Origin of the sequence: Pseudomonas sp. BF-R-30 (assembly GCF_019956175.1) — a bacterium.
In the GTDB taxonomy this organism is placed as follows: domain Bacteria; phylum Pseudomonadota; class Gammaproteobacteria; order Pseudomonadales; family Pseudomonadaceae; genus Aquipseudomonas; species Aquipseudomonas jessenii.
Genome location: NZ_JAHBDE010000074.1, coordinates 67,191 through 92,233, shown reverse-complemented (window position 1 = coordinate 92,233; position 25,043 = coordinate 67,191). Strand labels below are relative to the sequence as shown.

Sequence of the window (25,043 nt, the reverse complement as noted above, 5' to 3'; positions counted from 1 at the left end):
AATTTTGCCGAATGGTAATGAAAAGCCCCAATTCTGACAAGGTAATTACCGGAACCCATCACCCCCAAGCCTTGTAGTATAGGGTGTCTGCGGATGTGGCAAGTTGTCACAGCGCAATTCTTTGATAAATCGCAGACATAAAAAAACGCCCAGCTCCGTGAGGAAACTGGGCGTTCTTTTTTGAACGTGAAAGCGAATTAACGCTTCGAGTACTGCGGACGCTTACGCGCTTTACGCAGACCGACTTTCTTACGTTCAACTTCACGAGCATCGCGGGTTACGAAGCCGGCTTTACGCAGGGCGCTGCGCAGAGTCTCGTCGTAGTCCATCAGAGCACGAGTGATGCCGTGGCGGATTGCGCCAGCCTGACCACTCACACCACCGCCGATCACGGTGACGTAGATGTCGAACTTCTCGACAGTCTCAGTCAGCTCCAGCGGCTGACGAACTACCATGCGGGCAGTTTCGCGGCCGAAGAAGTTATCCAGCGAACGGTTGTTGATGGAGATGTTACCAGTACCCGGACGCAGGAAAACGCGTGCGGTTGCGGTCTTGCGACGGCCAGTGCCGTAATTTTGAGTCGCCGACATAATGTACTATTCCGTTAAAACTTCAGTTCTTGGGGCTGCTGAGCAGTATGTGGGTGTGCAGCGCCCGCATAGACTTTCAGCTTACGGTACATGTCGCGACCCAGTGGGTTCTTAGGCAGCATGCCTTTAACCGCGGTCTCGATCACGCGCTCAGGGGCCTTGGCGATCAGCTTTTCAAAGTTGATCGACTTGATGCCGCCCGGGAAACCGGAGTGGGAGTAGTACATTTTGTCAGTGGTTTTAGCACCGGTAACACGAATCTGCTCAGCGTTGATTACGACGATGTAGTCGCCGGTGTCAACGTGAGGAGTGTACTCAGGCTTGTGCTTGCCACGCAGACGGCTCGCGATTTCGGTGGCCAGACGACCCAGGGTCTGACCAGCAGCGTCGACGACAAACCAGTCGCGCTTTACTGTTTCCGGTTTAGCAGTAAAAGTTTTCATTCTTTATAGCCTCAGGGGCCGCCCTGTAAATTAGACGGCGGATCTTACTGAATAGTGCGTACTTTGACAAGTCAAAGGCAGCCGGATACAGACGCTTTCGGGGGCTCGGGTCGGCGCGTCCGTTCAACGGCAAGATTCTTCGGCGGCGGCGCATCACTTCCACTGCAGAAAGAGGTGCGCAATTATGCAGATTGCGAAAAATAATTCAACCTGCTTTTATGATTGTTTTGCCCAAGGAGCACCCGATGGACTATCGCCAGCTAGGCCGAACCAATCTGAACGTGAGTGCCCTCTGCCTCGGGACCATGACCTGGGGCGAGCAAAACAGCGAGGCAGACGCCTTCGCCCAGATTGAGCGGGCCAAGAGTGCCGGGATCAACTTCATCGACACCGCCGAGATGTACCCGGTGCCACCCAAGGCCGAAACCTACGCCACCACCGAACGCTACATCGGCAATTATTTCAAAAGCCGCGGCGATCGCGCCGACTGGATCCTGGCCAGCAAGATCGCCGGCCCCGGCAACACCATCGACTACATCCGCGACAAAAACCTGCGCCACAACCGCCAGCACATCACCGAAGCGGTGGATGCCAGCCTCCAGCGCCTGCAAACCGATTACATCGACCTGTACCAACTGCACTGGCCGGAGCGCAGCACCAACTTCTTCGGGCAACTGGGCTACAAGCACAAGATCGAAGCCAACCTGACGCCTCTGGAGGACACCCTCGAAGCGCTGGACGAGCAGGTCCGCGCCGGCAAGATCCGCCACATCGGCCTGTCCAACGAGACGCCATGGGGCACCATGCGTTTCCTGGCCCTGGCCGAAGCCCGTGGCTGGCCGCGTGCCGTATCGATCCAGAACCCGTACAACCTGCTCAACCGCAGCTTCGAAGTCGGCCTGGCGGAAATTGCCATCCGCGAGCAATGCGGCCTGCTCGCCTATTCGCCGCTGGCGTTCGGCTTCCTGTCAGGCAAGTACGAAGGCGGCGCCCGCCCGCCAAAAGGTCGCCTGAGCCTCTACAGTCGCTTCAGCCGCTATTTCAACCCGCAGTCGGAAGCGGCATGCAGCCGTTACGTGGCCCTGGCTCGCGAGCACGGCCTTGACCCGGCGCAAATGGCCCTGGCGTTCGTGACGCAGCAGCCATTCGTGACCAGCAACATCATTGGCGCGACGACGATGGAGCAACTGGAGAGCAACATCGCCAGTTTCGACTTGAAGCTGTCGGAGGAAGTGCTGGAAGGGATCGAGACGATTCACAAGGATCATCCGAATCCTGCGCCTTGATTGATCTTTAAAACCAATCGCGGGCAAGCCCGCTCCCACAGGTTCGGTGATACCTGTGGGAGCGGGCTTGCCCGCGATGGCGTCCGCCCGGTCAGCGCAAATCAAAGCGACCGCGCAATAATCTCCTTCATGATCTCGTTCGTCCCGGCATAGATCCGCTGCACCCGTGCATCCGCCCATGCCCGCGCGATCGGGTACTCCCACATGAACCCGTAGCCACCGTGCAACTGCACACACTCGTCGAGCACCTTGCACTGCAGGTCGGTGCCCCAGTACTTGGCCATCGCCGCCGTCGGCACGTCGAGCTTGCCTTGCAGGTGCAGCTCCAGGCAGCGGTCGACGAAGACGCGGCCGATCTGGATTTCCGTGGCCATCTCCGCCAGTTTGAACCGGGTATTCTGGAAGTCGGCGATCGACTTGCCGAACGCCTTGCGCTCACGGGTGTAGTCCAGCGTCCATTGCAGCGCCGCTTCGGCTGAAGCAAGCCCGCCAATGGCCACCGTGAGGCGCTCCTGGGGCAACTCCTGCATCAGGTAGGCAAAGCCCATACCGGCCTGGCCCAGCAGGTTTTCCTTGGGCACCCGCACATCCTGGAAGAACAGCTCCGAGGTGTCCTGGGCTTTCATTCCGACCTTCTCCAGGCGCTTGCCCTTGTCGAAGCCCGGCGTATTGGCCTCCACCAGAAACAGACTCGTGCCCTTCGCGCCAGCCTTCGGATCGGTCTTGGCGACGACGATCACCAGATCGGCCAGGTAGCCGTTGGTGATAAAGGTCTTGGAGCCATTGATCACGTACTCATCGCCATCGAGCACGGCCGTGGTTTTCACCCCTTGCAGATCGGAACCGGCGCCCGGTTCAGTCATGGCGATCGCGGTAACCATCTCGCCGGACACCAGTTTCGGCAGGTATTTGTGCTTCAGCGTCTCACTGCCGTAATGCAGGATGTAGGGCGCCACGATGTCCGAGTGCAAGGAAAAACCGATGCCGGTCAGGCCAAGTCGCCCCACTTCTTCGATCACCACCGCACTGTAGAGAAAGTCCGCCCCCAGGCCGCCGTACTCTTCCGGCAAGTGCGAGCAAAGCATCCCCGCCTCCCCAGCCTTGTTCCAGAGTTTGCGGTCGATATAGCCTTGTTTTTCCCATTGCCCATGGAACGGCACCGCCTCTTTTTCGAGGAACGTCCGCACGCTGTCGCGGAAAAGCTCGTGCTCGGAACTGAACAGGGTTCTGGGGATCATGCGGCACCTTTATCTTTGTTTTTAGAAGGAGTTGACCTTCAGAGACTATGCCTCGCTTCCGATACAGGACACTGGACACATCCGACAAAAAATAAGACGATCCAGCCGTCTGGTGACCACTTCCCCCTATAAAAATAAAGTTGAATTATGTCTAACCAAGCCTCCACGCCCCTGCGGCGCGTCAGCATCCTGGCCATCGACCGGGTTTTCGCTTCCACCCTCATGCAAGCCAAGGATTTCTTCCATCTCGCCAGCCTGCGCTACGGCAAACAGCTGGGCCAGGGCCTGACACCGGCGTTCGAAACCCGCCTGGTCAGCCCCGATGGCAAGCCGGTCAACACCTTCAGCGATGTGATGATTCCGGTGGACGGCGGACTGGAAAACGCCGACATCATCGTTCTTCCCGCGTTCTGGGACGATTTCGACAACCTCAGCAAACGTTACCCGCAAATCCTGCCCTGGCTGCGCCAGCAACATGCACGCGGTGCCGTACTGTGCGGCGAGGCCACTGGTGTTTTCTGGCTGGCCGAAGCCGGGCTGCTCAATGGCAAGGAAGCGACCACTTACTGGCGCTTCTTCAATGCCTTCGCCGAACGCTTCCCCAAGGTCCAGCTCAATCAGGACAAACACCTGACCGATGCCGACAACCTGTACTGCGCCGGCGGCACCACCTCGGCATGCGACCTGTACATCTACCTGATCGAGCGCTTCTGCGGCGCCAACGTGTCCCAGGCCGTAGCCCGAGACATCCTCTATGAAGTGCAGCGCAGCTATTCACCGGGACGGATTGGATTCGGCGGGCAGAAGCTGCACCAGGACGTGATCATCCTGCAGATCCAGCACTGGCTCGAAGAACACTTCGCCGACAAGTTCCGTTTCGAGGACGTTGCCCGCGAACACGGCATGAGCATCCGCAACTTCATGCGCCGCTTTCAGACCGCCACCGGCGACAAGCCACTGCATTACCTGCAACGCCTGCGCATCGAAACCGCCAAGGGCTTGCTGTCCGGCAGCCGCAAGAGCATCAAGACCATCAGCTACGAGGTTGGCTATGACGATGCGAGCTTCTTTGCGCGGCTGTTCCGCCAGCACACGGAGTTGTCACCGAATCAGTATCGGCAGCAGTTTCAGCAGGCGGCGTAATCACAGACATACAAATGCCCCCCCCTGTGGGAGCGAGCTTGCTCGCGATAGCGGCGCATCAGTCACATCAATACTGAATGTGCCGCCGTCATCGCGAGCAAGCTCGCTCCCACACAGACTTTGTTGAGCCCAAAAGGGGTTCTTCGGTGCACAAAAAAGGCCTGCATTTGCAGGCCTTTTTTGTGCACCGAACTGTCTTACGGCTTGTGCGCCCTGGACAGGAATTCGTGGGATTGCATTTCCAGCAGTCGGCTGAGGGTACGCTGGAATTCGAAATTCAAGCGCCCGCCGGTGTAGAGATCCTTTAGCTCGACTTCAGCAGAAATGATCAGCTTCACGTTACGGTCGTAGAACTCGTCGACCATGTTGATGAAGCGTCGGGCGATGTCGTCGGTGGTGACACTCATCTGCTCGACATCGCTGAGCAGCACGGCGTGGAAGATCTTGCCCAGCTCGATGTAATCGTTCTGGCTGCGCGGGCCGTCGCACAGTTCGCGGAAGTCGAACCAGGCCACGTCATCGCAGGTGCGCAGGGCACGGATTTCGCGGTTTTCGATCATCAGCACGTCATTTTCGACCGCTGCCGTGCATTCCGGTGTCAGTGCACGGAAGCTCTTGCGCAGGCTTTCGTTGGCGGCTTCGTCGAGTGGGTAGTGGAACAGCTCGGCCTGTTCGAGGTGACGCAGACGATAGTCGACGCCGCTGTCGACGTTGACGATCTCGGTATTCTGCTTGATCAGCGCAATGGCCGGCAGGAAGCGCGCGCGTTGCAGGCCATCCTTGTACAGGCCATCCGGCACGATGTTCGAAGTCGCGACCAGGGTTACGCCGTTCTTGAACAGTTCTTCCATCAGGGTGCCAAGGATCATGGCGTCGGTGATGTCGGAAACGAAGAATTCATCGAAGCAGATGACCCGGGCTTCGGTGGCGAAGCGCTTGGCGATGATGGTCAGCGGGTTTTTCTCGCCGCCCAGGGTTTTCATCTCTTCGTGCACGCGCTTCATGAAGCGGTGGAAGTGGGTGCGGGACTTTTCCTTGAAGGGCAGCGCTTCGAAGAAGGTGTCCACCAGGTAAGTCTTGCCGCGACCTACGCCGCCCCAGAAATACAGGCCCTTGACCGGGGTCTGATCCTTCTTGCCAAACAACTTGCCCAGCAGGCCCGGCTTGTTTTGCTCGGCCGCGACCAGGTCGTCGTACAGGCGCTGCAAATGACGCACGGCAGTTTCCTGCGCGGCGTCATGGAAGAATTCCGGGCGTTTCAGATCAGCTTGATATCGTTCTAGGGGCGTCATAATTCGTTAGCAAGGCAACAAAAACGGGCCGACACTGTAGCGACGACCCCGAGGAATGGCAATCGGCCCTTGGTCGGGCCGAACCGTTGTTTATTCCTGAACCGGCGTCAGGGCAATGCGCAAGGCTTCGATGGCAGCATCACGGGCGGCGCTGTCGGCAAACGCCGGGCTGTCGGCAACGCACTCGCCTTCCAGCCAGACGCTGAAGCCCAGGTCTTCACTGCGCACGTCCAATGCCTGGCCCGCTTGCAGTTGCTTGGTCACCTGCCCGGCGGTTTTACCGTCGGCGAAGTTGCGCGACAGCAGCAGTTGTTCGCCATCCGCCGCCAGCAGACGGAAGCGGAAACTGCCGTCGTCTTCACGGAAGCTGACAAAACGTGCAGCCTTCACGGCTTTCTTCTTGGTGGTCGCCGCCACTTGAGTCTGGGCAACGAAGGAGCGCAGGCCCACCGCTTCACGCAGTTCGTTGAGGAAGGGTGTCGCTACCGCACGGGCCTTTTTCGCGCCGTGTTGCAGGATGTCCTCCAGATCCGCCGGGCGCTCGATCAGCTGGTTATAACGCTCGCGGGATTCGCCCAGTTCGTTGTCGAGCAACTGGAACAGACGATTCTTCGCCTCGCCCCAACCCAGGCCCTGCAACAGTTCGCTGCGGAACTCGTCGGCTTGCGCCGGGGTGGCAAACGCCTGGAACAGGGTGAACAGGTGCGAGTTGTCCGGATCCTTGGCTTCGCCCGGTGCGCGGGAGTCGGTGACGATCCGCGAAATCGCGTCCTTCATCTCTTTGGCACTGCTGAACAGCGGGATGGTGTTGTCGTAGCTCTTCGACATCTTGCGACCATCCAGGCCTGGCAACGTGGCGACGCTCTCTTCGATCAACGCCTCGGGCATGGTGAAGAACTCTTTGCCCTGGCCAAAAAGATGGTTGAAGCGCTGGCCGATGTCCCGCGCCATTTCCACGTGCTGGATCTGGTCACGACCGACCGGCACCTTGTGCGCATTGAACATCAGGATGTCCGCGGCCATCAGCACCGGGTAGCTGTAAAGGCCCATGGTGATGCCTGCATCCGGGTCCTCGCCGTTCTCGACGTTCTTGTCCACCGAAGCCTTGTAGGCGTGGGCGCGGTTGAGCAGGCCCTTGGCGGCGACGCAGGTCAGCAGCCAGGTCAGCTCGGGGATTTCCGGGATGTCGGACTGGCGGTAGAAGGTCACGCGGTCGACATTCAGGCCACCGGCCAGCCAGGTCGCAGCGATTTCCAGACGCGAGCGCTGGATGCGCAGCGGGTCATCGCACTTGATCAGGGCGTGGTAGTCCGCCAAAAAGTAGAACGAGTCGGCATTGCTGTCACGGCTGGCCAGGATCGCCGGGCGGATGGCACCGGCGTAGTTGCCCAGGTGCGGCGTGCCGGTGGTGGTGATGCCGGTGAGGATACGGGTACGAGTCGTCATGGGTAATCGCTTGTCAGACTGCAATCAATTCGAGAGACGCGGCAGGATCAGATCCTTGAGATCGGTCAGCTTGCCATGAAAAAAGTGTCCGCATTCTGCCACTTTCAGCAGCTCATGGGGACGTTCAAGCGTGTCGGACCATTGGTAAACCAACTGCGGATCGATCACTTCGTCGGTTTCCGGCTGGATCAGGGTCAGTTCGCCCTGCTGTGGCAGTGAGTCCTGAGCGCTCAGGCGCATGACCGCCGGTGCGACCATGAACAGATGTTTGAGCGGTTCGCCCTTCGCTTCCAGGCGTCCGCCAAGACTTGCTGCAACAAATCCACCGAAGGAGAAACCGAACAGGGTCAGTGGCAATTGCGGGTGTCTGGCGCGAAACCATTCGGCCACAGCCTGGGCATCATCGACTTCGCCGGTGCCCATATCATGTGTACCTTCACTGGCACCCACCCCGCGGTAGTTGAAACGCAAAGTAATCAAACCGGCATCACGCGCGGTGCGCTGCAGGGTCGAGACCACTTTGTTGAGCATGGTGCCGCCCTGCACCGGGTTCGGATGGCAGATCAGCGCCAGGCCACGCGCCTGCTCGTTGTCCAGGTACAGTGCTTCCAGTTGACCCACCGGGCCATCAATCACTACAGGGGTTTCACGCATAAGCAAGGAAGGAACTCCGTGACCTCGGATCAGGTCGACTCGTCTAGCAAATTGTCTGTGGCTGTCTATTGCGAGTGAATCGCGGTATACAGCGCAGGTTCGAGCCGTTAACGTAAAGCAAAGCCGTTTATAGAGGAAGGACTCGTGGAACACTCGCTCTTAGTTTGGTTGTTACCGACTCTTGCCCTGGTTGTGGGTGTCGCCATTGGGTTCCTGATCGCTCGCGTTGCACCGAACGCCGCGCCCAGCCGCACGCAGCGTCAGCTGGACGATATTCAGGAACGTTTCGACAGTTATCAGAACGAGGTGGTGACCCACTTCAACAGCACCGCGACACTGGTCAAGAAACTGACTCAGAGCTATCAGGAAGTGCAGGACCATCTCGCCGAGGGCGCCAACCGCCTGGCCCTGGACGAACAGACTCGCCAACGCCTGCTGGCTTCCCTGCACGCCGACGCGGCGCAGGCACCCCGTGAACGCCTGACGCCACCGCGCGATCAGGAGCCGCCTCGCGACTACGCACCGAAAGCCCCGAACTCGCCGGGCATGCTCGATGAGCATTATGGCCTGAAGAAGTAATCAGCTTTCGCGCCATACAAAAAGCCCCCGGACTTTCACTGGTCCGGGGGCTTTTTTGTTTCTGTCCGTTCCAGATTCCTGCTGCCTGGTCTGGCCTCTTCGCGGGCAAGCCCGCTCCCACAATGGTCGATGTCGTACACAAAATCTGCATCCAACACATGACCTGTGGGAGCGGGCTTGCCCGCGAAGGGGCCGGAACTGACGACAAAAAAGCCCACCCGATCCGTAGAAGATCGAGCGGGCTTTTCTACGCCTGGGGTTCAATCAGACGATCAAGGGTACTGCTGAACCTGACCTTGCTGCTGACCACCATACTCCTGGCCCGGAATCGCCTTGAGGTTGACCTCTACACGGCGGTTCTGCGCCCGGCCATTGGCGTCGCCGTTACTGGCAACCGGGCTATCCGGACCGGCGCCACGGGCGCTCAGATTGGCACCGCTGACACCTTGCGAGGTCAGGTAGGTTGCCACGCTCTGGGCGCGACGCTGGGACAGGTCCATGTTGTGCTGGCGGCTGCCGGTGCTGTCGGTATAGCCGACGATCTCGATCTGGTTCTGGTTGAACTCTTTGAGCGAGCCCGCCAGGTTGTTCAGCGGCTGATAGAAACTTGGGGCAATGTTCGCCGAATCGGTAGCGAACGTGATGTTGCCCGGCATGATCAGCTTGATCTGGTCGCCCTGGCGCTGCACTTCGACACCGGTGTTGGCCATGCTGGCGCGCAGCTTTTTCTCTTGCTGATCGGCGTAGTAGCCGTAACCGGCGGCGGAAGCACCGACCACCGCAGCACCGATCAGTGCGCCCTTGCCACGGTTATCGTGGTTGATCGCAGCACCGGCCAGCGCACCGGCCAGAGCGCCGAGGCCACCGTATTTCGCGGTCTTGCTCATGCCTTGGGAGCTGCCATCCGCCTGACCCTGCGGCTGACCGTCATAAGGGTTGGGCGAGGCACAGCCGGACAGTACGGCCACGGCAGTAGCGACAATCATCAAACGACGCATGGTGAACATGTAAAGCTCCTACTTTTTTTGCATTCTGTGGTGCAACGGACCAAGGCATCAGCCTTTGCGGGCGTTGGATCATGTTAACGGGTAAAAATTCCGAATGTTACAAATCAGCCCCGAACAAAGGGGTTTTCGCGCATTTCATCGCCCAGGCGGGTGTCCGGACCATGCCCGGTCACCACGGTTGCGTCTTCGTCGAGGGTGTACAGCCGCTGCTTGATCGAGCGCACGATGGCCGCCTGGTCGCCGCCCCACAAATCCGTGCGTCCGACGCCGCGACGAAACAGCGTATCACCGGCAATCAGCAGCTTGGCCTCGGAAAACCAGAAGCTCATGGAGCCCGGCGTATGACCTGGCGTGTGCAGCGCCACGCCGCAGCCGCAAGCCAGTTCTTCATCATCGGCCAGCCAGCGATCCGGGGATGGCACCGGGGTATAAGGAACGCCGAACATCTGGCACTGCATTTCCAGGTTGTCCCAGAGAAACTGGTCTTCCTTGTGCAGATGCAGCGTCGCGCCGGTTTTCTCCTTGAGTTGACCGGAAGCCAGGAAATGATCGAGGTGGGCGTGGGTGTGAATGATGCTGACCACTTTCAGCCCCAGGGCGTCGAGCCGCGCCAGGATCAGCTCATGATTGCCACCTGGATCGACGACGATGGCCTTTTTCGTTACCGGATCGCCGATGATCGTGCAGTTGCACTGCAATGGGCCGACGGGGAAGGTTTCGCGAATGAGGGTGGGTTGTTGGGACATCGGCGGGGCCTGCTCGATAAACGGGGGATGAGTGATTTTCTCACAATTGAGTATCCAGCCAATGGCCGCGATGTGTAACGTGAAAAATCCTTAACCCAGTACCCCCAATTCCTTGGCTCGCGCCACCGCCTGCGTACGCCGCTCGACCCCGAGTTTGCTATTGATATGGCTGGCGTGGGTCTTGACCGTGTGCAGGGAAATAAACAGCTGATCGCTGATTTCCTGGTTCGAACAGCCCTGGGCGATCAATCGCAGGACCGCCATTTCCCGGGCGCTGAGTTGCTCCGCGGCTGCACAGGACTCCAGCCCGGGACGGGCAGCCAATGCCGGCAGTTTTTCACTGAGGCTCAGGGAAACGGGGGTTGGCGGACAGCTTTGAAGCTGCCCACGCAGCCAGTCCGGGTGCTCGGCCAACAAGCCCTCGAAGGGTTGCAGCACCCCTCCGCCGGCGGCGTCCAGCGCCTGGGCCAGTGCCTTGCGTGCTTCCGGTTCCCGTCCGCTACCCAGCAACAACACCACTTTCTGGGTCAGCGCCATGGCGCTGAGCATCTGCCGACCGCTTTGCTGGCCATGTTCGAGCAGTGCATTCAAACGCCCTTCGGCCAGCATCGGTTGGCCCTGGATGACGTCGAGCAAGGCTTGTTGCAATTCGATATGCAGCGGCAATTGCGGATGGAACTCCGGTGGTGCCGCCGCGTTTTCGCCGTTATAGGTCTGTCCCAGGCGCGCCAGCCAGGCTTCGGCCAGGTCAGTGCGCCCCTGGGCCAGCCAGAGTTCACATTTGACCAGGGTGATCATGGCCAGGTAGTAGATCGGTGGCACATCCCAGATGTGCATGAGCCGTTCGGCTTCGGCAAGCTCGGCAAAGGCCTTGGCGAACTCGCCACTGCTGCCTTCCAGCCTGGCAATCACGCAGTGGCCGATCAGCACGCTGATGTCACGGCAGGCGCGCGCCTCGCTCAAACCGGCCTGCAATCGCACCCGCGCCAATTGCGGCTGCATGCGCAGGGCCAGCAAAAAGCCCTCGTACAAGGTCAGCCGGGCGCGAACCGCATACAGTCGTTGCGCAGGCAAGCTCTGCAGGCGCTGCATTCCCTGACGGACTTCTTCCAGCGCCCGACAGATTTCCCCTCGTGCTTGCAACACCCGGGCGCGGTCGTAGTGCGCCAGTGCTTCGAACAAGGGGTTGCCGACCCGTTGCGCCAACTCCAGCGATTCGCGGTTCAATCCCCGTGCCCGCCACAAATCGCCGTCGGCAATGGCGAGGTTGGACAGGGTCGAAAGGCACATCAGGCGCTGGCCGTAACGCTTGCACGGAAGACTTTCCAACGCTTCGCGGCAGTACCGCAGCGTCAGTTCGCGGTTGCCGCGTCCACGGGCAATGATGCCGCTCAACGCCAGCCATTGAGCGAGCATCGACTTCTGTGCGGTGGCCGACGGAGCAGGCAGGAAACGGCTCAAATGGCTGGCCAGCTCTTCGGCGGCATCCAGTTGGCAAGCCATCCCCAACGCCCAGCTATAGAGCACGATCAGCCGCGGCGTGCTGATCAGCAAGCTGTCGGGCAAGTCCATTTTCCAGCGCAGCAACATGCCGACATTCTGCTCGGCCAGCAGTTGCTCCTCGGAGAGGTTCTGCACCAGGTTCGCCGCGACGTCCAGGTGACCGGCGCGCAAGGCCTGTTCCACGGCCTCATCGAGCAGTCCCTGGGCATTGAACCAGCGGCAGGCACGCAGGTGCAGGCTGGCGGCCGGCACCATCGACTGGGAAGTCGGGCGCGTGCGCAACAGATCGGAAAACAGGTGATGGTAACGATACCAGTGGCCGTGCTCGTCCAGCGGCACCAGGAACACCTGGTGGGCGAGCAGGAAGCGCAGGATTTCGCCGCTGTCATGGGCGTCGCGAACGGCATCGCACAGTTCGCTGCAAAAACGCTCCTGGGGCGCCGTGTCGTAGAGGAACGACTGGACCTCGGCGGGCAGGCAATCGATGACCTCTTCGAGCAGGTAATCGCGGATCAGCCCTTCCCCGCCGTGCAACGATTGCGGCAGCGCGCCGTCGGTACCCGCCTCCGAGGCGGCCAGCAGCCAGAAACGCAACCCCGCGACCCAACCTTCGCTGCGCTGGATCAGGTTTTCCAGTGCTTCACCGCGCAAGGAACTGCTGTGCCGGTCGAGCAGGCTCAAGGCCTCGTCGTGGGTCAGGCGCAGATCCTGTTCATGCAATTCAAGCAGTTGTCGCGACAGCCGCAGCCGCGCCAGATGCCAGTCGGGACGTTGGCGACTGGTGACCATCACCAGCAAGCCATCCGGGAGATGATTGAGGAAAAATTGCAGGCAACGGTCCAGTACCGGCCCCTGGGCCAGATGGTAATCATCCAGCACCAGCAGCAATGGCGTCGCGGTGGACAAGTGCTCGGCCAATTCGTCGAGCAGGCCATCCAGCCATTCTTCGAATGCGAAAGGCTGATGGCGCTGGCGCATTTTCAACAGCCCGAGCGATTGCCTGCCCAGGTGCGGGAAGTAGTCCTGGAGGCCTTCCAGCAGGCGTTCGAGAAAACGTCCCGGGTCACTGTCTCGCGGGCTCAACCCCAGCCAGAGACTTTGCCAGTGCGCCGGCAACCCCTGACAAAACTCCACCGCCAACGAACTCTTGCCGAACCCTGCCGGTGCGCTGACCAGCAATAACCTGCCACCGAGCCCGGCACTCAGGCGCTCGCACAAACGTGGACGCAGCACATGGCCGTCGGGCAACGGCGGGCGGAAGAAGCGCCCGTCGAGTGTCGCGACAGCAACGTTTGCAGAACCTGGGGATGTAGACAAATCAGTCATAGCCGGCTCTTGTTTGAATTGCGGGTGGCGGCGTTGCAGATGTCCGCAGACTAGCCGTAAACGGATAGGGAATGAAGGTAATTGCTACAAATGGCTACAAAAAGTCTACAAGCAAAAAAAACGCCCCGAACCAGTCGGGGCGTTTTCAGAGGGTGCGGCCTCTACTCAGTTCACTTTAGCGAACACCATCCTGACGCAAGGCGGCCGGGGTGAAGTCGCTGGTGGTGGCAGTGAAGCCGAAGTCATAGGCCGACTTCTCTTCGTTCTTCATGCCCAGCGCCAGGTAACGACCCGATTGCAGGTCGTACAGGGTTTCAAGGGCATACCACGGTACTTGCTTGTCGTAGTAGTTCTCGGCATGGGCCTCGGCGACGCGCCACAGTTGACCGCGACCGTCGTAATGATCGATGACCGCTGCTTGCCAGGTGTCTTCGTCAATGTAGAAGTCACGCTTGGCGTAGATGTGACGCTGACCTTCCTTCAGGGTGGCAACTACATGCCACACACGACGCAACTCGTAACGAGCCAGGTCCTGGTTGATGTGACCGGCCTTGATGATGTCGGTGTACTTGAGCTTCGGATCGTCGAGCTTGTAGGCATCGGAGGCGATGTACATCTCTTTCTTGCCTTCGAGCTTCCAGTCGTAACGATCCGGTGCACCGTTGTACATGTCCAGGTTGTCGGAGGTACGCAGGCCATCGGCTGCGGTACCCGGGCCGTCATAGGACACTTGCGGCGCACGGCGCACACGACGCTGGCCGGCGTTGTAGACCCATGCCGAGCGCGGCTCCTTGACCTGGTCGAGGGTTTCGTGAACCAGCAGTACACCACCGGCCAGACGCGCCGGCGCGGTCACTTTCTGCTTGAAGTAGAACAGGATGTTGCCCGGGTTCGCCGGATCGTAGTCCTTCATCTTGTCGCGGAACACGAACTGGTCCTGGAAGTACACCAGGCTGAACGAGCCGTTCGGCTGTGGCGTGGCCTGGGTTACTAGGCGGGTCACGCTGCCCCCGCGATAGCGGGTGATGTGGTTCCAGATGACTTCAACGCCGCTTTTCGGGATCGGGAACGGAATGGCGGTTTCAAAGTTCTCCAGGCCGTTGCCGCCGGACACCAGTTTGGTGTTGGTGGCGTTCTTCTTGATGGAGGCGAACACCTCATCCGGCACGGTGGCACCGCGGTGGGATGGATAGACCGGCATCTTGAAGGTTTCCGGGTAGCGCTTGAACATCGCGTACTGACCCGGGGCAAGCTTTTCCTTGTACTGGTCGACGTTCTGCGCCGTGATGGTGAACAGCGGTTTTTCACCCGGGTACGGATCGGACAGGAAGCCCTTGCTGTCGACCGCTCCGGCATTCTTCGGCAACGGTTTCCAGGCCGGAATCGAACCGTCGGCGTTACCCGCCATTTCAGCGCCCATCGGGGTCAAGCTCTTGCCCAGTTTGTCGGCTTCGGCCTGGGGAACCGCTGCGATGACGCTGGTCGCCAGCAGTGAAAGGCCCAGAACACCGGCGTGGAACAGACTCTTTGTTATTTTCATATGTTCGTTCGTCCTGAAAATTCAGTGCTTAGAAGTTCACGCCGAGGCTGAGCGCAACGAAGTCGCGGTCATCCACGGTGGTGTACCTGCCGTCGAAGAAGTTGGTGTAGGCCAGGCTCGCGGTGTAGGTGTTCTGGTACTCGGCGTCGACACCCAGGCTCACCGCCTTGCGGCCTTCCTCGAAGTTGCCGCCAGGCCCAGGGGAGTAGCCTTCCACGTCATGAGACCAGGCTACGTTTGGCTTGAGGTTCACACCGGCAAACACGTCGTTGTATTCCCAGATGGCACGACCGCGGTAGCCCCATGAAGTCGCGGTGGTGAAGCCTTCGTCGGTGCAGTTGCGGCTGCGGTTGTTGGTCGGCGTACCCGGGCCGGCACCGCTGATGGTGCTGTTGTTGAGTGTCACGCAGGTATTGAGCGCGCCAGAGGCTGGCAATTCACCCGGACCGTAGACCGGATCGCGGCCATAACGAACGTCGGAAGTGCTTTCCAGGCCGCCAACGTGGGTCACGCCCACTTCGCCCACCAGGGTCAGACGGCTGGCGCCCATGACCTGATCGAAGAAGTGCGTCAGGGTGGTCTGGAACTGGGTGACTTCCTTGCGACGATACCCGTGCAGGTCCTGACCCGGCACGCCGGTAAGCAGCGATGCATTGGTCAACGGGTTGTTCGGGTTGTTATTGCCTATAGGACGAACACCGGAGAACAGGATGTCGGTGGAGTTGAGCTGCACCGGAGCGTTCGGACGGTAGCTGATCTCACCGCTCCACGCCGTACCGGTAGGCAGGGTGGTGGAGAAGCTCAGGCCGTAGAGGCGGATGTCTTCCGGGTATTCGATGAAGTACTGCGAATTACCCGCCACCAGCAATGGCGCCAGTGCGGCGAACGGGCCGCCCTGGAGGGCCGCTGCAGTGTTGTAGACCGACTGCGGCGCACCGGTAGCGCTGAAGATCGGCGCACGGCTGTGGTAATTCATGAAGTAGGCGCCGAACTCGGTGTCCAGCGGATCGAACATGTACTTGAGGGACGCGCCCCACTGGCCGCTGTCGCGGGCATCGCGATCGGGGCCACGACGCACCAGAACACCCTCATTGTTGACGTCGACGCCGTTGGCGGCCAAAGGCCCCAGGGCAATGGCCGGAATTTGCGAGCGCTTGGCCAGTACGCGCAGGTTGTCGTCGCAGCCGTCGGCAACGATGTCTGGCTGGGAGAAGAACGTGCCGCAGTTGTCGACAACGGTCTGGTCCCATTCAATTTGGTAGAACGCTTCGGCCGAGAGGTTTTCGGTCAGGCTCTGGGACACATAGAACATGTTGACCGGGATCAGGCCTTCCTTGATCTCGGCCCCCGGACGGCGGAACGCGGACACGTCGATCGGGTTGATCGAGTTGATGCCACCACCGATGAAGGTACTTTCACCCCAGCTCACGACCTGCTTGCCCAGACGCACGGAGCCTGGCTGATCGGCAATGGAGTAGTTGTGGTAGACGAAGGCGTCGAGGATCTGGCCGCCGGCAGACTTGGCGCCTTCCTTGCGGTTGTCGTCGCTGATGTCCTTGAACGGACGGCTTTCGTCCTTCAGTTCAAAGTCGTACCAGTATTTGCCACGGACGAAAACACCGGTATCGCCGTATTTCAGTTCAAGGTCATGGATGCCCTTGAAGATCTTCGAGAAAGTTTCCCCGCTCTTGAAGTTCAGGTGACCGTCATCAGAAGTCTGGGACAGACCCTTGCCGCCGTTGTTGACACCGATGAGGTTCTTGTTGGCACTTTCGGTAGACCAACTGGCACCGATCGACAGGGATGAGTCGAACTGACCTTCGATTTCACCGACGTTGAAACTGACGCCGAATGCTGGCCCGGCGAGCGTAGAGGCAAGACTGACAGCCAGGGGCAGTTTCGCCCGGCGCCAGAACTGGTTTGCTGATGTCATCGACGCTACTCCATGTGCATTTTATTTTTATGGCAAGAGCACTTCTAAAAACGCTGTGGATAACCGGGAGCCATGGCATCCCAAAGTCATTCCAAAGTTGCATCGCCCCGGTTCGTGCGGTTGCCCCGTTCTTAAAAATCCTTGAGTGGACTATAGCCAGCAGGTAGTAGCGCTTGATCCCTCTAAAGTGTGATTTGCAGCTGCCAGCCACTCTGGAACAGTCCTTTCGCCAGTCCGACACCCGTCGGCACGGCAAGGATGGCTGAAAATTTCGTTTTGACAAGCCAAGCGCTTGCTTGGTGGGGGCTGGCGTGCCCTTTCGAGCACGCCAGGTGACGCTTAAAGCGTCGAGAGGAAGGTGCTGTTGGTGGCTTGCCACTCGCTGATGTCGACGCGAATGCGCTTCTTGTCGAGCTTGCCGACACTGGTCTTGGGAATTTCAGTAACAAGAGCGATCTGGCTCGGAATCGCCCACTTGCTCAAGTGTCCCAGCTCCACAAACGGCTTGAGGTGTTCCTTGAGTTCCCGCGCCCCGATTGCATGCCCCTCACGGAGCACCAGCAGGGCAAACGGCCGCTCGCCCCACTGCGGATCGGGGATCCCCACCACTGCTACTTCACGTACCGCCGCATGACGACTGATCAGGTCTTCCAGGTCCAGGGAGGAGATCCACTCGCCACCGGTCTTGATCACGTCCTTGATCCGGTCACGAATGTCGATCACGCCCATGCTGTCCAGGGTCGCCACGTCACCGGTGTGCAGCCAGCCTCCGGCCCAGAGCTCGGCGCCCTTCTGCGGCTCATTGAAATACCCCTCGGTCAGCCACGGCGCGCGTAACACCAGTTCGCCCTGGGTCTCGCCATCGGCGGGCAGGAAGTTGCCCTCGGTGTCGACGATCGCCGCCTCCACCAGCGGCCCTGGTACGCCGGCCTTGATCCGGTAAGTGGTGCGTTCGTCTTCGGTACCCGCCATCAATTCATCGTTGAGGTGTGCGCACGAAACCAGTGGCCCGGTTTCCGACATGCCGTAGGCGGCGGTCAGCTGAATGCCTTTGGCCTTGGCCGCCTCGTACAACGTGCGGTTCAGGGCGCTGCCGCCGATGACGATTTTCCAGCCGCCGAAGTCGACGGTCTGCGCGGCCTTGGCATTGAGGACCATCTGCAAAATGGTCGGTACGCAATGGGAGAACGTGACCTTTTCCTTGCGCCACAACTCCACCAGGTACTCCGGGTCATAGCGGCCGGGATACACCTGCTTGAGCCCGAGCATGGTCGCCACATACGGCAAGCCCCAGGCGTGCACGTGGAACATCGGGGTGATCGGCATGTACACGTCGTTGGTGCCCAGCAGGCGCACGCTATCGATCGCGCCCATGATGGTCGACACGCCCATGGTGTGCAGCACCAGTTGCCGATGGGTGAAGTACACGCCCTTGGGGTTGCCGGTGGTGCCGGTGGTATAGAACGTGGTCGCGACCGAGTTTTCGTCGAAGTCCTCGAAGTCGTATTGCGGGCTCGCCGCGGCCAGCAGTTGTTCGTATTCGCCGACGAGATTCGGCAGGTCCGCGGTTTTTTCCGGCAGGTCAGTCAACAGCAGGGTTTTGTCGACCGTGGTCAGTTGCCCCTCGATGGCCTTGTAGAGACCGACGAACTCGCTGTTGACCAGCACAAAGCGGTCCTCGGCGTGGTTCATTGTGTAGAGGATCTGTTCCGGCGACAGGCGCACGTTGATGGTGTGGATCACCGCACCGATCATCGGGATGGCGAACATGCATTCCAGGTAACGATGGCTGTCCCAGTCCATCACACCCACGGCATCCCCGGGCTTGACTCCGGCCGCTGTCAGCACGTTGGCCAGGCGGGCTACCCGTTCGATCAGGGTCGGGTAGCTATAGCGCAACTTGTCGCGGTAGATGATCTCGCGGGTTTTCTCATAACGGGCACCGGACATCAGCAGCCGTTTGATCAACAGCGGGTACTGGTAAGCGCCTTCGGCCGGGGGGATAACGCGAGTCTGCAACATAATAATCCCTTTAATCTGACTGCACGGTCGTGACTGAAAGTACGCACTGTAGTGCCCTTGAACGTCAGCCAAATCAGCCAAAGGAATGATTTGCAGAACCCCACGAATGATAGCGTTACGCCATCATTTGCGAGGTTTGATCATCTGTAGGAGCGTCGACCGGCTGCTCCTACAAGGATAGATATCTGATCAATGCATCTCGGTAAAAGCGAGCTTCACGCCAATCGCGATCAGCACCGCGCCCATGGTCCGGTCGAACCAATGGCCCATGCGGGCGAAACCGGCGCGTACGCGCTGCTGGCTGAACAACATCGCCACCAGGCAAAACCAGATCGCTGTCGCCACCGCCAGGTAAACCCCGTACCCGGCCTGCACGGCCAGCGGCGTGTGCGGGTTGATCACCACGGTGAACAGCGAAAGGAAGAACAGCGTGGCTTTCGGATTGAGACCGTTGGTGACAAAACCCGAGGTGAAGGCACCACGGGCGGTGCGCTCGCCGGCCTCCTTGTGCAGGTCGTCCGCCACAGATTTGGCCGGTTGCGCGCGCAGCGCCTTGTAACCGATGTACAGCAGGTAAGCGGCGGCGGCCCATTTCAAAGCATTGAACAGCACGATCGACTGGGACACGATCAGGCCGATACCCAACAGCGAGTAACCCACGTGCAGGAAAATCGCCGTGCCCACGCCCAGCGCGGTCCAGGTACCCGCGCGACGACCGTGGGTAACACTCTCGCGCACCACCACGGCAAAGTCCGGGCCAGGGCTGGCCACGGCCAGCAGGTGAATCAGGGCAACGGTCAAGAACTCTGTCCAGTACATGGGGGCTCCTTCAGGCCAAGCGTAACTAGTTATTTCATCTGGTAGGCTCGGCAGATTACGCCTTCAGTTCATTGCACAAAAGGTACAGTTGATGACGAACACCCGCCGCGCCGTTTTCCTCGACCACCCGTCCCTGGACCTCGGCGACCTTGACCTCGACCCGCTGCGCAGTTGTTTCGGCGATTTGCAACTGTTCGCCCAGACCTTGCCCGATCAAGTCATCGAACACCTCAAGGGTGCGACCGTCGCCATCAGCAACAAGATCCTGATCGATGCCGCCGCCATGGCCGCCAGCCCTGATCTCAAGCTGATCCTGATCACCGCCACCGGCACCAACAATGTCGACCTCGCCGCCGCCCGCGCCCACGGGATTACCGTGTGCAACTGCCAGGGCTACGGCACACCGTCGGTGGCGCAGCACACGATCATGCTGCTGCTCAACCTGGCCACGCGCCTGGCCGATTATCAAAAAGCCGTCGGCGAAGGCCGCTGGCAGCAAGCCAAACAATTCTGTTTGCTGGATTACCCGATTGTCGAACTCGAAGGCAAAACCCTTGGTCTTTTGGGCCATGGCGAATTGGGCGGCGCGGTCGCACGGCTGGCTGAAGCCTTCGGTATGCGCGTTGTGCTGGGGCAAATTCCAGGGCGCCCTGCCCGGCCGGACCGCCTGCCACTGGATGAACTGCTACCGCAAGTCGATGCCCTGACCCTGCACTGCCCGCTCAACGAACACACCCGTCACTTCATCGGCGCCCGCGAACTGGCCGCGATGAAACCCGGCGCGTTCGTGGTCAACACCGCCCGCGGAGGCCTGATCGACGAACAGGCGCTGGCCAACGCCTTGCGCAACGGGCATCTGGGCGGCGCCGCCACTGACGTGCTGAGCGTCGAGCCTCCCGTCAACGGCAATCCGCTGCTGGCCCATGACATCCCGCGCCTGATCGTCACCCCGCACAACGCCTGGGGCAGCCGCGAAGCGCGCCAGCGAATCGTTGGCCAAGTGACCGAAAACGCACTGGGATACTTCAGCGGTAAGGCGCTGCGGGTCGTCAGTTGATAAACTGCGGCACTTTTTTTCACAGGAGCAGTTATGGATCCGCGCAGTGAAGTACTGCTTCGTCAGGCCGAGTTATTCCAGGGCTCGGTGTTGTTGGCCGGCTTGCCCGCCGACGACTTGCTGGGCCGTCTGCCCGAAGCTCATGGCTGGTGCTGGCACGCCGGCGATCAGGCCGCGCTGGACGCCCGCTTCGCCGAGCGCAGCCATTTTGGTGTGAATGCTCCTGAGCGCGAGTTCGATACAGCGGTGGTGTTTCTGCCCAAGGCCAAGGACCTGACCGACTACATTCTCAACGCCCTCGCGTCGCGGCTGGCTGGCCGCGAGCTGTACCTGGTCGGCGAGAAAAAAAGCGGCATCGAAGGCGCCGCCAAACAACTCAACCCGTTCGGCAAACCACGCAAACTCGACAGCGCGCGCCACTGCCAGCTCTGGCTGGTCACCGTGGCCAACGCACCTGAAGCCAAACCGCTGGAAAGCCTGGCGCAGACCTATGAATTGCCGCTGGCCGAAGGCCCGTTGAAGGTCATCAGCCTGCCGGGGGTGTTCAGCCATGGTCGCCTGGATCGCGGCAGCGCGCTGCTGCTGGAACATCTGGACAAACTGCCCAGCGGTCACTTGCTTGATTTCGGCTGCGGCGCAGGGGTCTTGGGCGCGGCAGTGAAACGTCGTTACCCGCATAACCAGGTCACGTTGCTGGATGTGGATGCCTTTGCCGCTGCCAGCAGTCGCCTGACCCTGGCGGCCAATGGTCTGGAAGCCGAGGTGATAACCGGTGACGGCATTGATGCCGCCCCGATGGGTTTGAGTGCGATCCTGAGCAATCCGCCGTTCCATGTCGGCGTGCACACCGACTATTTCGCAACGGAGAATTTGCTGCGAAAAGCGGCCAAACATCTGAAAAACGGTGGCGAACTTCGTCTGGTAGCGAACAGCTTCCTGAAGTATCAACCGTTGATCGAAGAGCATCTTGGTGTGTGCGCGATCAAGGCCGAAGGACAGGGCTTCCGGATCTACCGAGCCAAGCGCGGATAGAACTTCTTTGAAAAAGAAGGCTTGCCGAATGGGTTTTGCAAAGGCAGAATCCGCTCCGTCCTAGGGGAGTAGTCTCCCACGAGCGCCACGCTCGTCCGGCATGCGTCAACATACTTGGTCCTCAGACCATGGCGCATGCGACCCAAGCATCCACATCAGATGGATCGCAGGGTTTGACAAGACCTATGACACGAACACCTTACCCGGGGCGGGGAGGCTGTACGTGTCATAGCCGTGTCGACCCGCCCCTTAGGAAAACCCTGATGCTGGATTCACTACTCGTACCTACCGCAATCGTTGCCTTGGCCGAAATCGGCGACAAGACGCAACTGCTCGCGCTCATTCTCGCTGCCCGTTTCCGCAAGCCCTGGCCGATCATCGCCGGTATCGTCGCCGCGACCCTGGCCAACCATGCGGCCGCCGGTGCAGTGGGCGCCTGGGTCGGCAGTTTCTTCTCGGATACGATGTTGCACTGGATCCTCGCCGCGAGCTTCGCCGCCACGGCGCTGTGGACCCTGGTCCCGGACAAGATGGATGACGACGAAGCCAGCACCGCCCGCAAGTTCGGGCCGTTCCTGACCACGCTGATCGCGTTCTTCCTGGCGGAAATCGGCGACAAGACGCAGATCGCGACCGTGATGCTGGCTGCGCAGTATCCGGAGCTGTGGCTGGTGATCATCGGCACCACCCTCGGCATGCTGATTGCCAACGTGCCCGTGGTATTGGCCGGTAACTTCGCCGCGGACAAATTGCCGTTGACCCTGATCCGTCGACTGGCGGCATCGGCGTTCTTCATCCTGGCGATTGTCGCGGTGTACAAGGCGATGCAGAGCAGCGGGTGGGTTTGACGCGACAGGTCGTTAGACCGCGTTATCGTTCTTCGTCGGAACGCCGCCCGGAGCAAGCCCGCTCCCACATTGGGTCTCCAGTGCACACAAAGTTTGCAGTCAATGGAGATTTATTGTGGGAGCGGGCTTGCTCGCGAAGAGGCCAGCAGCCTCACCACATGACTATCAGGACTTCTTGGCTTGCTCGTAAAGCGGCATGACCTTCGGAATCGCAGCCTGCAACGCCGCAATACGACTCGACGACGCCGGGTGAGTGCTCAGGAACTCCGGTGGTGAACCTTCCGAGACCTTGCTCATCTTGTTCCACAGGGTGATCGCGGCATTCGGGTTGTAACCGGCGCGGGCGGCCAGTTCCAGGCCGATCAGGTCCGCTTCGTTTTCATTGGCACGGCTGTTGGGCAAGGTCATGCCGTAGTTGGCCACGGTATCGGCCAGGGCCAGGCTGTCCTGCCCCAACCCGAGCAAGGCACCCGCGCCCTGCTTGGCCATTTCGATGCCGTAAGCCTTGGACATCGCTTCACGACCGTGCTCACGCAGGGCGTGGGCGATTTCATGGCCCATGATCGCGGCGATCTCATCGTCGGTCAGTTGCAGTTTGTCGATCAACCCGGTGTAAAAAATGATCTTGCCGCCAGGGCCGCAGTTGGCGTTGAGCTCATCGCTCTTGATCAGGTTGACTTCCCACTTCCACTGGGCCGCGTCCGGACGGAAGTTCGGCGCCTGGGCAATCAGCCGGTCGGCAATCGCCTGAACCCGCCGGGCTTCATTGCTGGACTTGTCCAGCACACCCTTGCTGGACGCTTCGCCCACTGTCTTCTGATAGGACTGGGCGTACATCTGGTCGACCTCTTGCGCAGACAACATGCTGAACATGTACTGCTTGCGCTCAACGCCTACAGCGCCGCCACTGGTGGTATTGACCGACTGGCAGCCGGTGAGCAACAGTGCTGCGCTTAGTGCACTGACAGCCAAAATCTTGTTCATCAAAAAACTCTCTGAAAACATGCCGCTTATCCTAGGCGTGGAAATGTATCGACGCCAGATACAATGGACGTAAGACGCACAATTCGGACAAAGCTCTCATCGCCGTAGAAAAAATTCACATACGGCGACAACCCGCAGCCCATCACGCCGCTCATTGATTCAATTACGACATCCGGCACGCCAAAACGGTCCTTTCAACTGCCCACACTCATGCCCGCCCGTCACCCTGCCGATACACCTGGGCAGATGTCCTTTCGCGTGCGGAGCCCCCATGAAATTCAAGTCGATCCAGTTTTCCGTGGCGGCCCTTGCCGGCGCCATTGTCCTTAGTGTCGTGGCAGCGCTGGTTGTGTACGCACTGTTCTCCGGCGCCCGGACGCAAGACATGGTCCAGGAGCGGACCCAGGCCCAATTCGAGCAAGTCATCGAACAACGCCTGACGTCCCTGGCGCAAACCCAGGTCAGCCAGATCCAGCGCGAACTCGAAGCACCGCTGCTGATCGCCGGCGGACTGGTGCGGGTCAACGCCCTGATCGGCACACCGGGTGCCGATGGCCAGCCCGCCCTGAGCCGCGAGCAACTGATCGGCCTGATCAAGGAAAACGTGGTCAAGAACCCGAAAATCCTCGGCACCTACATCGGTTGGGAAAAAGACGCACTGGATCACAACGATGCGGCCTACGTCGGCACCCAGGTGGTCGGCATCGACGCCGCCAATGGGCGCTTCCTGCCCTGGTGGTTCCGCAACGACGACGGCACCCTGGGCCTGGACAAACTGGTGGACGTCGACGACCAGAAAACCCTGTCCACCGGCGTGCGCGCCAGCGAGTACTACCTGTGCTCGAAAGAAACCAAAAAATCCTGCGTGATCGACCCGGCGCCTTATAAGGTGGGCGACAAAATCGTCATGCTCGCCTCCTTTATTGAACCGATCATGCTCAACGGTGCCTTCCAGGGCATCGTCGGCGCCGACCTGTCGGTGAACTTCATCCAGGAAATGCTCCTGGGCGCCAACCAGAAGCTTTACAGCGGCGCCGGGGAAATGGCCCTGATCGGCGGCAATGGCCGGATCGTTGCCTACACCAAGGATCCGAGCAAATTCGGCGAGAAGGTCAGCGACATCCTCGACAGCAAACAGATCGCCAACATGGCCAATCTCAAGCGCGGCGAAGTCACCTATACCGTCGACAAGGCCCAGGGCCGGATCGAGTTGTACCTGCCGTTCGGCATCGGTCAGACCGACGCCCGCTGGACCCTGATGCTGCAGTTGCCGCTGAATGCGGTCATGGCCGACCTGCAAAAGCTCCAGGCCGACCTGGACGCGCAGCGCAAATCCGACACCTTCGGTATGGCGATGGTTGGCCTGGTGATTGCCGGTATCGGCTTGCTGGTGATCTGGCTGGTGGGCCACGGCATCGCCCGCCCGCTCAAGCAGATGGTGGCCATGCTCGACGATATCGCCCAGGGCGAAGGCGACCTGACCCGACGCCTGACCAGCGATCGCGCCGATGAACTGGGCTCGATCGCCAAAGGCTTCAACACTTTCCTGGCCAAG

Annotated in this window: 20 protein-coding genes, 1 pseudogene and 1 riboswitch; of the genes and pseudogenes, 7 read left to right on the top strand and 14 right to left on the bottom strand. The window is 60.1% G+C overall.

Annotation, left to right across the window (positions count from 1 at the left end):
- Nucleotides 1–197 precede the first annotated feature (197 nt).
- Together rpsI and rplM are read right to left on the bottom strand one after the other, a co-directional pair.
- Nucleotides 198–590 (bottom strand): 30S ribosomal protein S9, encoded by a 393-nt coding sequence (gene rpsI / locus KGB20_RS26170; protein ID WP_003228056.1) that lies wholly within the window; start codon nt 588–590, stop codon nt 198–200.
- Between the two features lie 14 nt (nt 591–604).
- The gene (rplM, locus tag KGB20_RS26165; RefSeq protein WP_007917032.1) at nt 605–1,033 is read right to left on the bottom strand and encodes a 50S ribosomal protein L13; all 429 of its coding nucleotides are present in this window, start codon (nt 1,031–1,033) and stop codon (nt 605–607) included.
- Between the two features lie 245 nt (nt 1,034–1,278).
- Here rplM and KGB20_RS26160 point away from each other — a divergent pair, with 245 nt between their 5' ends.
- The gene (locus tag KGB20_RS26160; RefSeq protein WP_154860501.1) at nt 1,279–2,319 is read left to right on the top strand and encodes an NADP(H)-dependent aldo-keto reductase; all 1,041 of its coding nucleotides are present in this window, start codon (nt 1,279–1,281) and stop codon (nt 2,317–2,319) included.
- A 101-nt stretch (nt 2,320–2,420) separates the two neighbouring features.
- Here KGB20_RS26160 and KGB20_RS26155 read toward each other — a convergent pair whose 3' ends face one another.
- On the bottom strand, nt 2,421–3,557 hold the full coding sequence (locus tag KGB20_RS26155) for an acyl-CoA dehydrogenase family protein (protein ID WP_150814948.1): 1,137 nt from the start codon (nt 3,555–3,557) through the stop codon (nt 2,421–2,423).
- 222 nt (nt 3,558–3,779) lie between these two features.
- On the opposite strand from KGB20_RS26155, the gene KGB20_RS26150 reads away from it, so the two are divergent.
- A complete protein-coding gene (locus KGB20_RS26150; protein WP_174245557.1) occupies nt 3,780–4,700 on the top strand; it encodes a GlxA family transcriptional regulator in 921 nt (306 codons plus the stop codon).
- 197 nt (nt 4,701–4,897) lie between these two features.
- On the opposite strand, the gene zapE is transcribed toward KGB20_RS26150, so the two are convergent.
- From zapE to KGB20_RS26135, 3 genes are all read right to left on the bottom strand, one after another.
- A complete protein-coding gene (gene zapE / locus KGB20_RS26145) occupies nt 4,898–5,992 on the bottom strand; it encodes a cell division protein ZapE (RefSeq protein WP_103396227.1) in 1,095 nt (364 codons plus the stop codon).
- A 90-nt stretch (nt 5,993–6,082) separates the two neighbouring features.
- Nucleotides 6,083–7,438, bottom strand: coding sequence for a tryptophan--tRNA ligase (locus KGB20_RS26140; RefSeq protein ID WP_150814949.1), 1,356 nt, complete (start codon nt 7,436–7,438; stop codon nt 6,083–6,085).
- 24 nt (nt 7,439–7,462) lie between these two features.
- The gene (locus tag KGB20_RS26135) at nt 7,463–8,092 is read right to left on the bottom strand and encodes an alpha/beta hydrolase (protein WP_057713348.1); all 630 of its coding nucleotides are present in this window, start codon (nt 8,090–8,092) and stop codon (nt 7,463–7,465) included.
- A gap of 144 nt (nt 8,093–8,236) precedes the next feature.
- On the opposite strand from KGB20_RS26135, the gene KGB20_RS26130 reads away from it, so the two are divergent.
- Nucleotides 8,237–8,671, top strand: a complete 435-nt coding sequence (locus KGB20_RS26130) for a YhcB family protein (RefSeq protein WP_008045970.1) — start codon at nt 8,237–8,239, stop codon at nt 8,669–8,671.
- A 272-nt stretch (nt 8,672–8,943) separates the two neighbouring features.
- Here the strand turns inward: KGB20_RS26130 and KGB20_RS26125 are convergent, their stop codons facing one another.
- The 7 genes from KGB20_RS26125 to KGB20_RS26095 all read right to left on the bottom strand — a co-directional run bounded on the left by KGB20_RS26125 (nt 8,944) and on the right by KGB20_RS26095 (nt 19,567).
- Nucleotides 8,944–9,678, bottom strand: a complete 735-nt coding sequence (locus KGB20_RS26125) for an OmpA family protein (protein WP_102670980.1) — start codon at nt 9,676–9,678, stop codon at nt 8,944–8,946.
- 104 nt (nt 9,679–9,782) lie between these two features.
- The gene (locus KGB20_RS26120; protein WP_154860502.1) at nt 9,783–10,424 is read right to left on the bottom strand and encodes an MBL fold metallo-hydrolase; all 642 of its coding nucleotides are present in this window, start codon (nt 10,422–10,424) and stop codon (nt 9,783–9,785) included.
- A 90-nt stretch (nt 10,425–10,514) separates the two neighbouring features.
- A complete protein-coding gene (locus tag KGB20_RS26115) occupies nt 10,515–13,253 on the bottom strand; it encodes a LuxR C-terminal-related transcriptional regulator (protein WP_223533216.1) in 2,739 nt (912 codons plus the stop codon).
- 175 nt (nt 13,254–13,428) lie between these two features.
- Nucleotides 13,429–14,793, bottom strand: a complete 1,365-nt coding sequence (locus tag KGB20_RS26110) for a DUF1329 domain-containing protein (RefSeq protein ID WP_150815203.1) — start codon at nt 14,791–14,793, stop codon at nt 13,429–13,431.
- Between the two features lie 28 nt (nt 14,794–14,821).
- Nucleotides 14,822–16,726 carry a DUF1302 domain-containing protein gene (locus KGB20_RS26105; protein WP_057713343.1) on the bottom strand — a complete coding sequence of 635 codons (1,905 nt, stop codon included), beginning with the start codon at nt 16,724–16,726 and terminating at the stop codon, nt 14,822–14,824.
- A gap of 339 nt (nt 16,727–17,065) precedes the next feature.
- Nucleotides 17,066–18,748 carry a fatty acid--CoA ligase gene (locus tag KGB20_RS26100; protein ID WP_150815204.1) on the bottom strand — a complete coding sequence of 561 codons (1,683 nt, stop codon included), beginning with the start codon at nt 18,746–18,748 and terminating at the stop codon, nt 17,066–17,068.
- A 189-nt stretch (nt 18,749–18,937) separates the two neighbouring features.
- The gene (locus tag KGB20_RS26095) at nt 18,938–19,567 is read right to left on the bottom strand and encodes a LysE family translocator (RefSeq protein ID WP_150815205.1); all 630 of its coding nucleotides are present in this window, start codon (nt 19,565–19,567) and stop codon (nt 18,938–18,940) included.
- A gap of 91 nt (nt 19,568–19,658) precedes the next feature.
- Here KGB20_RS26095 and KGB20_RS26090 point away from each other — a divergent pair, with 91 nt between their 5' ends.
- The 3 genes from KGB20_RS26090 (at nt 19,659) to KGB20_RS26080 (ending at nt 22,504) form a co-directional block, all read left to right on the top strand.
- Nucleotides 19,659–20,624 carry a 2-hydroxyacid dehydrogenase gene (locus KGB20_RS26090; protein WP_057713340.1) on the top strand — a complete coding sequence of 322 codons (966 nt, stop codon included), beginning with the start codon at nt 19,659–19,661 and terminating at the stop codon, nt 20,622–20,624.
- A 33-nt stretch (nt 20,625–20,657) separates the two neighbouring features.
- Complete coding sequence (locus tag KGB20_RS26085) at nt 20,658–21,656, top strand: class I SAM-dependent methyltransferase (RefSeq protein WP_008045980.1); 999 nt, start codon at nt 20,658–20,660, stop codon at nt 21,654–21,656.
- A gap of 51 nt (nt 21,657–21,707) precedes the next feature.
- A riboswitch (yybP-ykoY riboswitch) is annotated at nt 21,708–21,830 on the top strand.
- Between the two features lie 89 nt (nt 21,831–21,919).
- Entirely contained in the window at nt 21,920–22,504 is a 585-nt protein-coding gene (locus KGB20_RS26080) for a TMEM165/GDT1 family protein (protein WP_008016665.1), read from the top strand.
- A gap of 165 nt (nt 22,505–22,669) precedes the next feature.
- Here the strand turns inward: KGB20_RS26080 and KGB20_RS26075 are convergent, their stop codons facing one another.
- Nucleotides 22,670–23,488: a M48 family metallopeptidase gene (locus KGB20_RS26075; protein ID WP_154860504.1), complete on the bottom strand. Its 819-nt coding sequence runs from the start codon at nt 23,486–23,488 to the stop codon at nt 22,670–22,672.
- Nucleotides 23,489–23,759: 271 nt separating this feature from the next.
- Here KGB20_RS26075 and KGB20_RS29400 point away from each other — a divergent pair.
- Nucleotides 23,760–25,040, top strand: a pseudogene (locus tag KGB20_RS29400) (HAMP domain-containing protein); the annotation flags it as partial.
- Nucleotides 25,041–25,043: the final 3 nt, after the last annotated feature.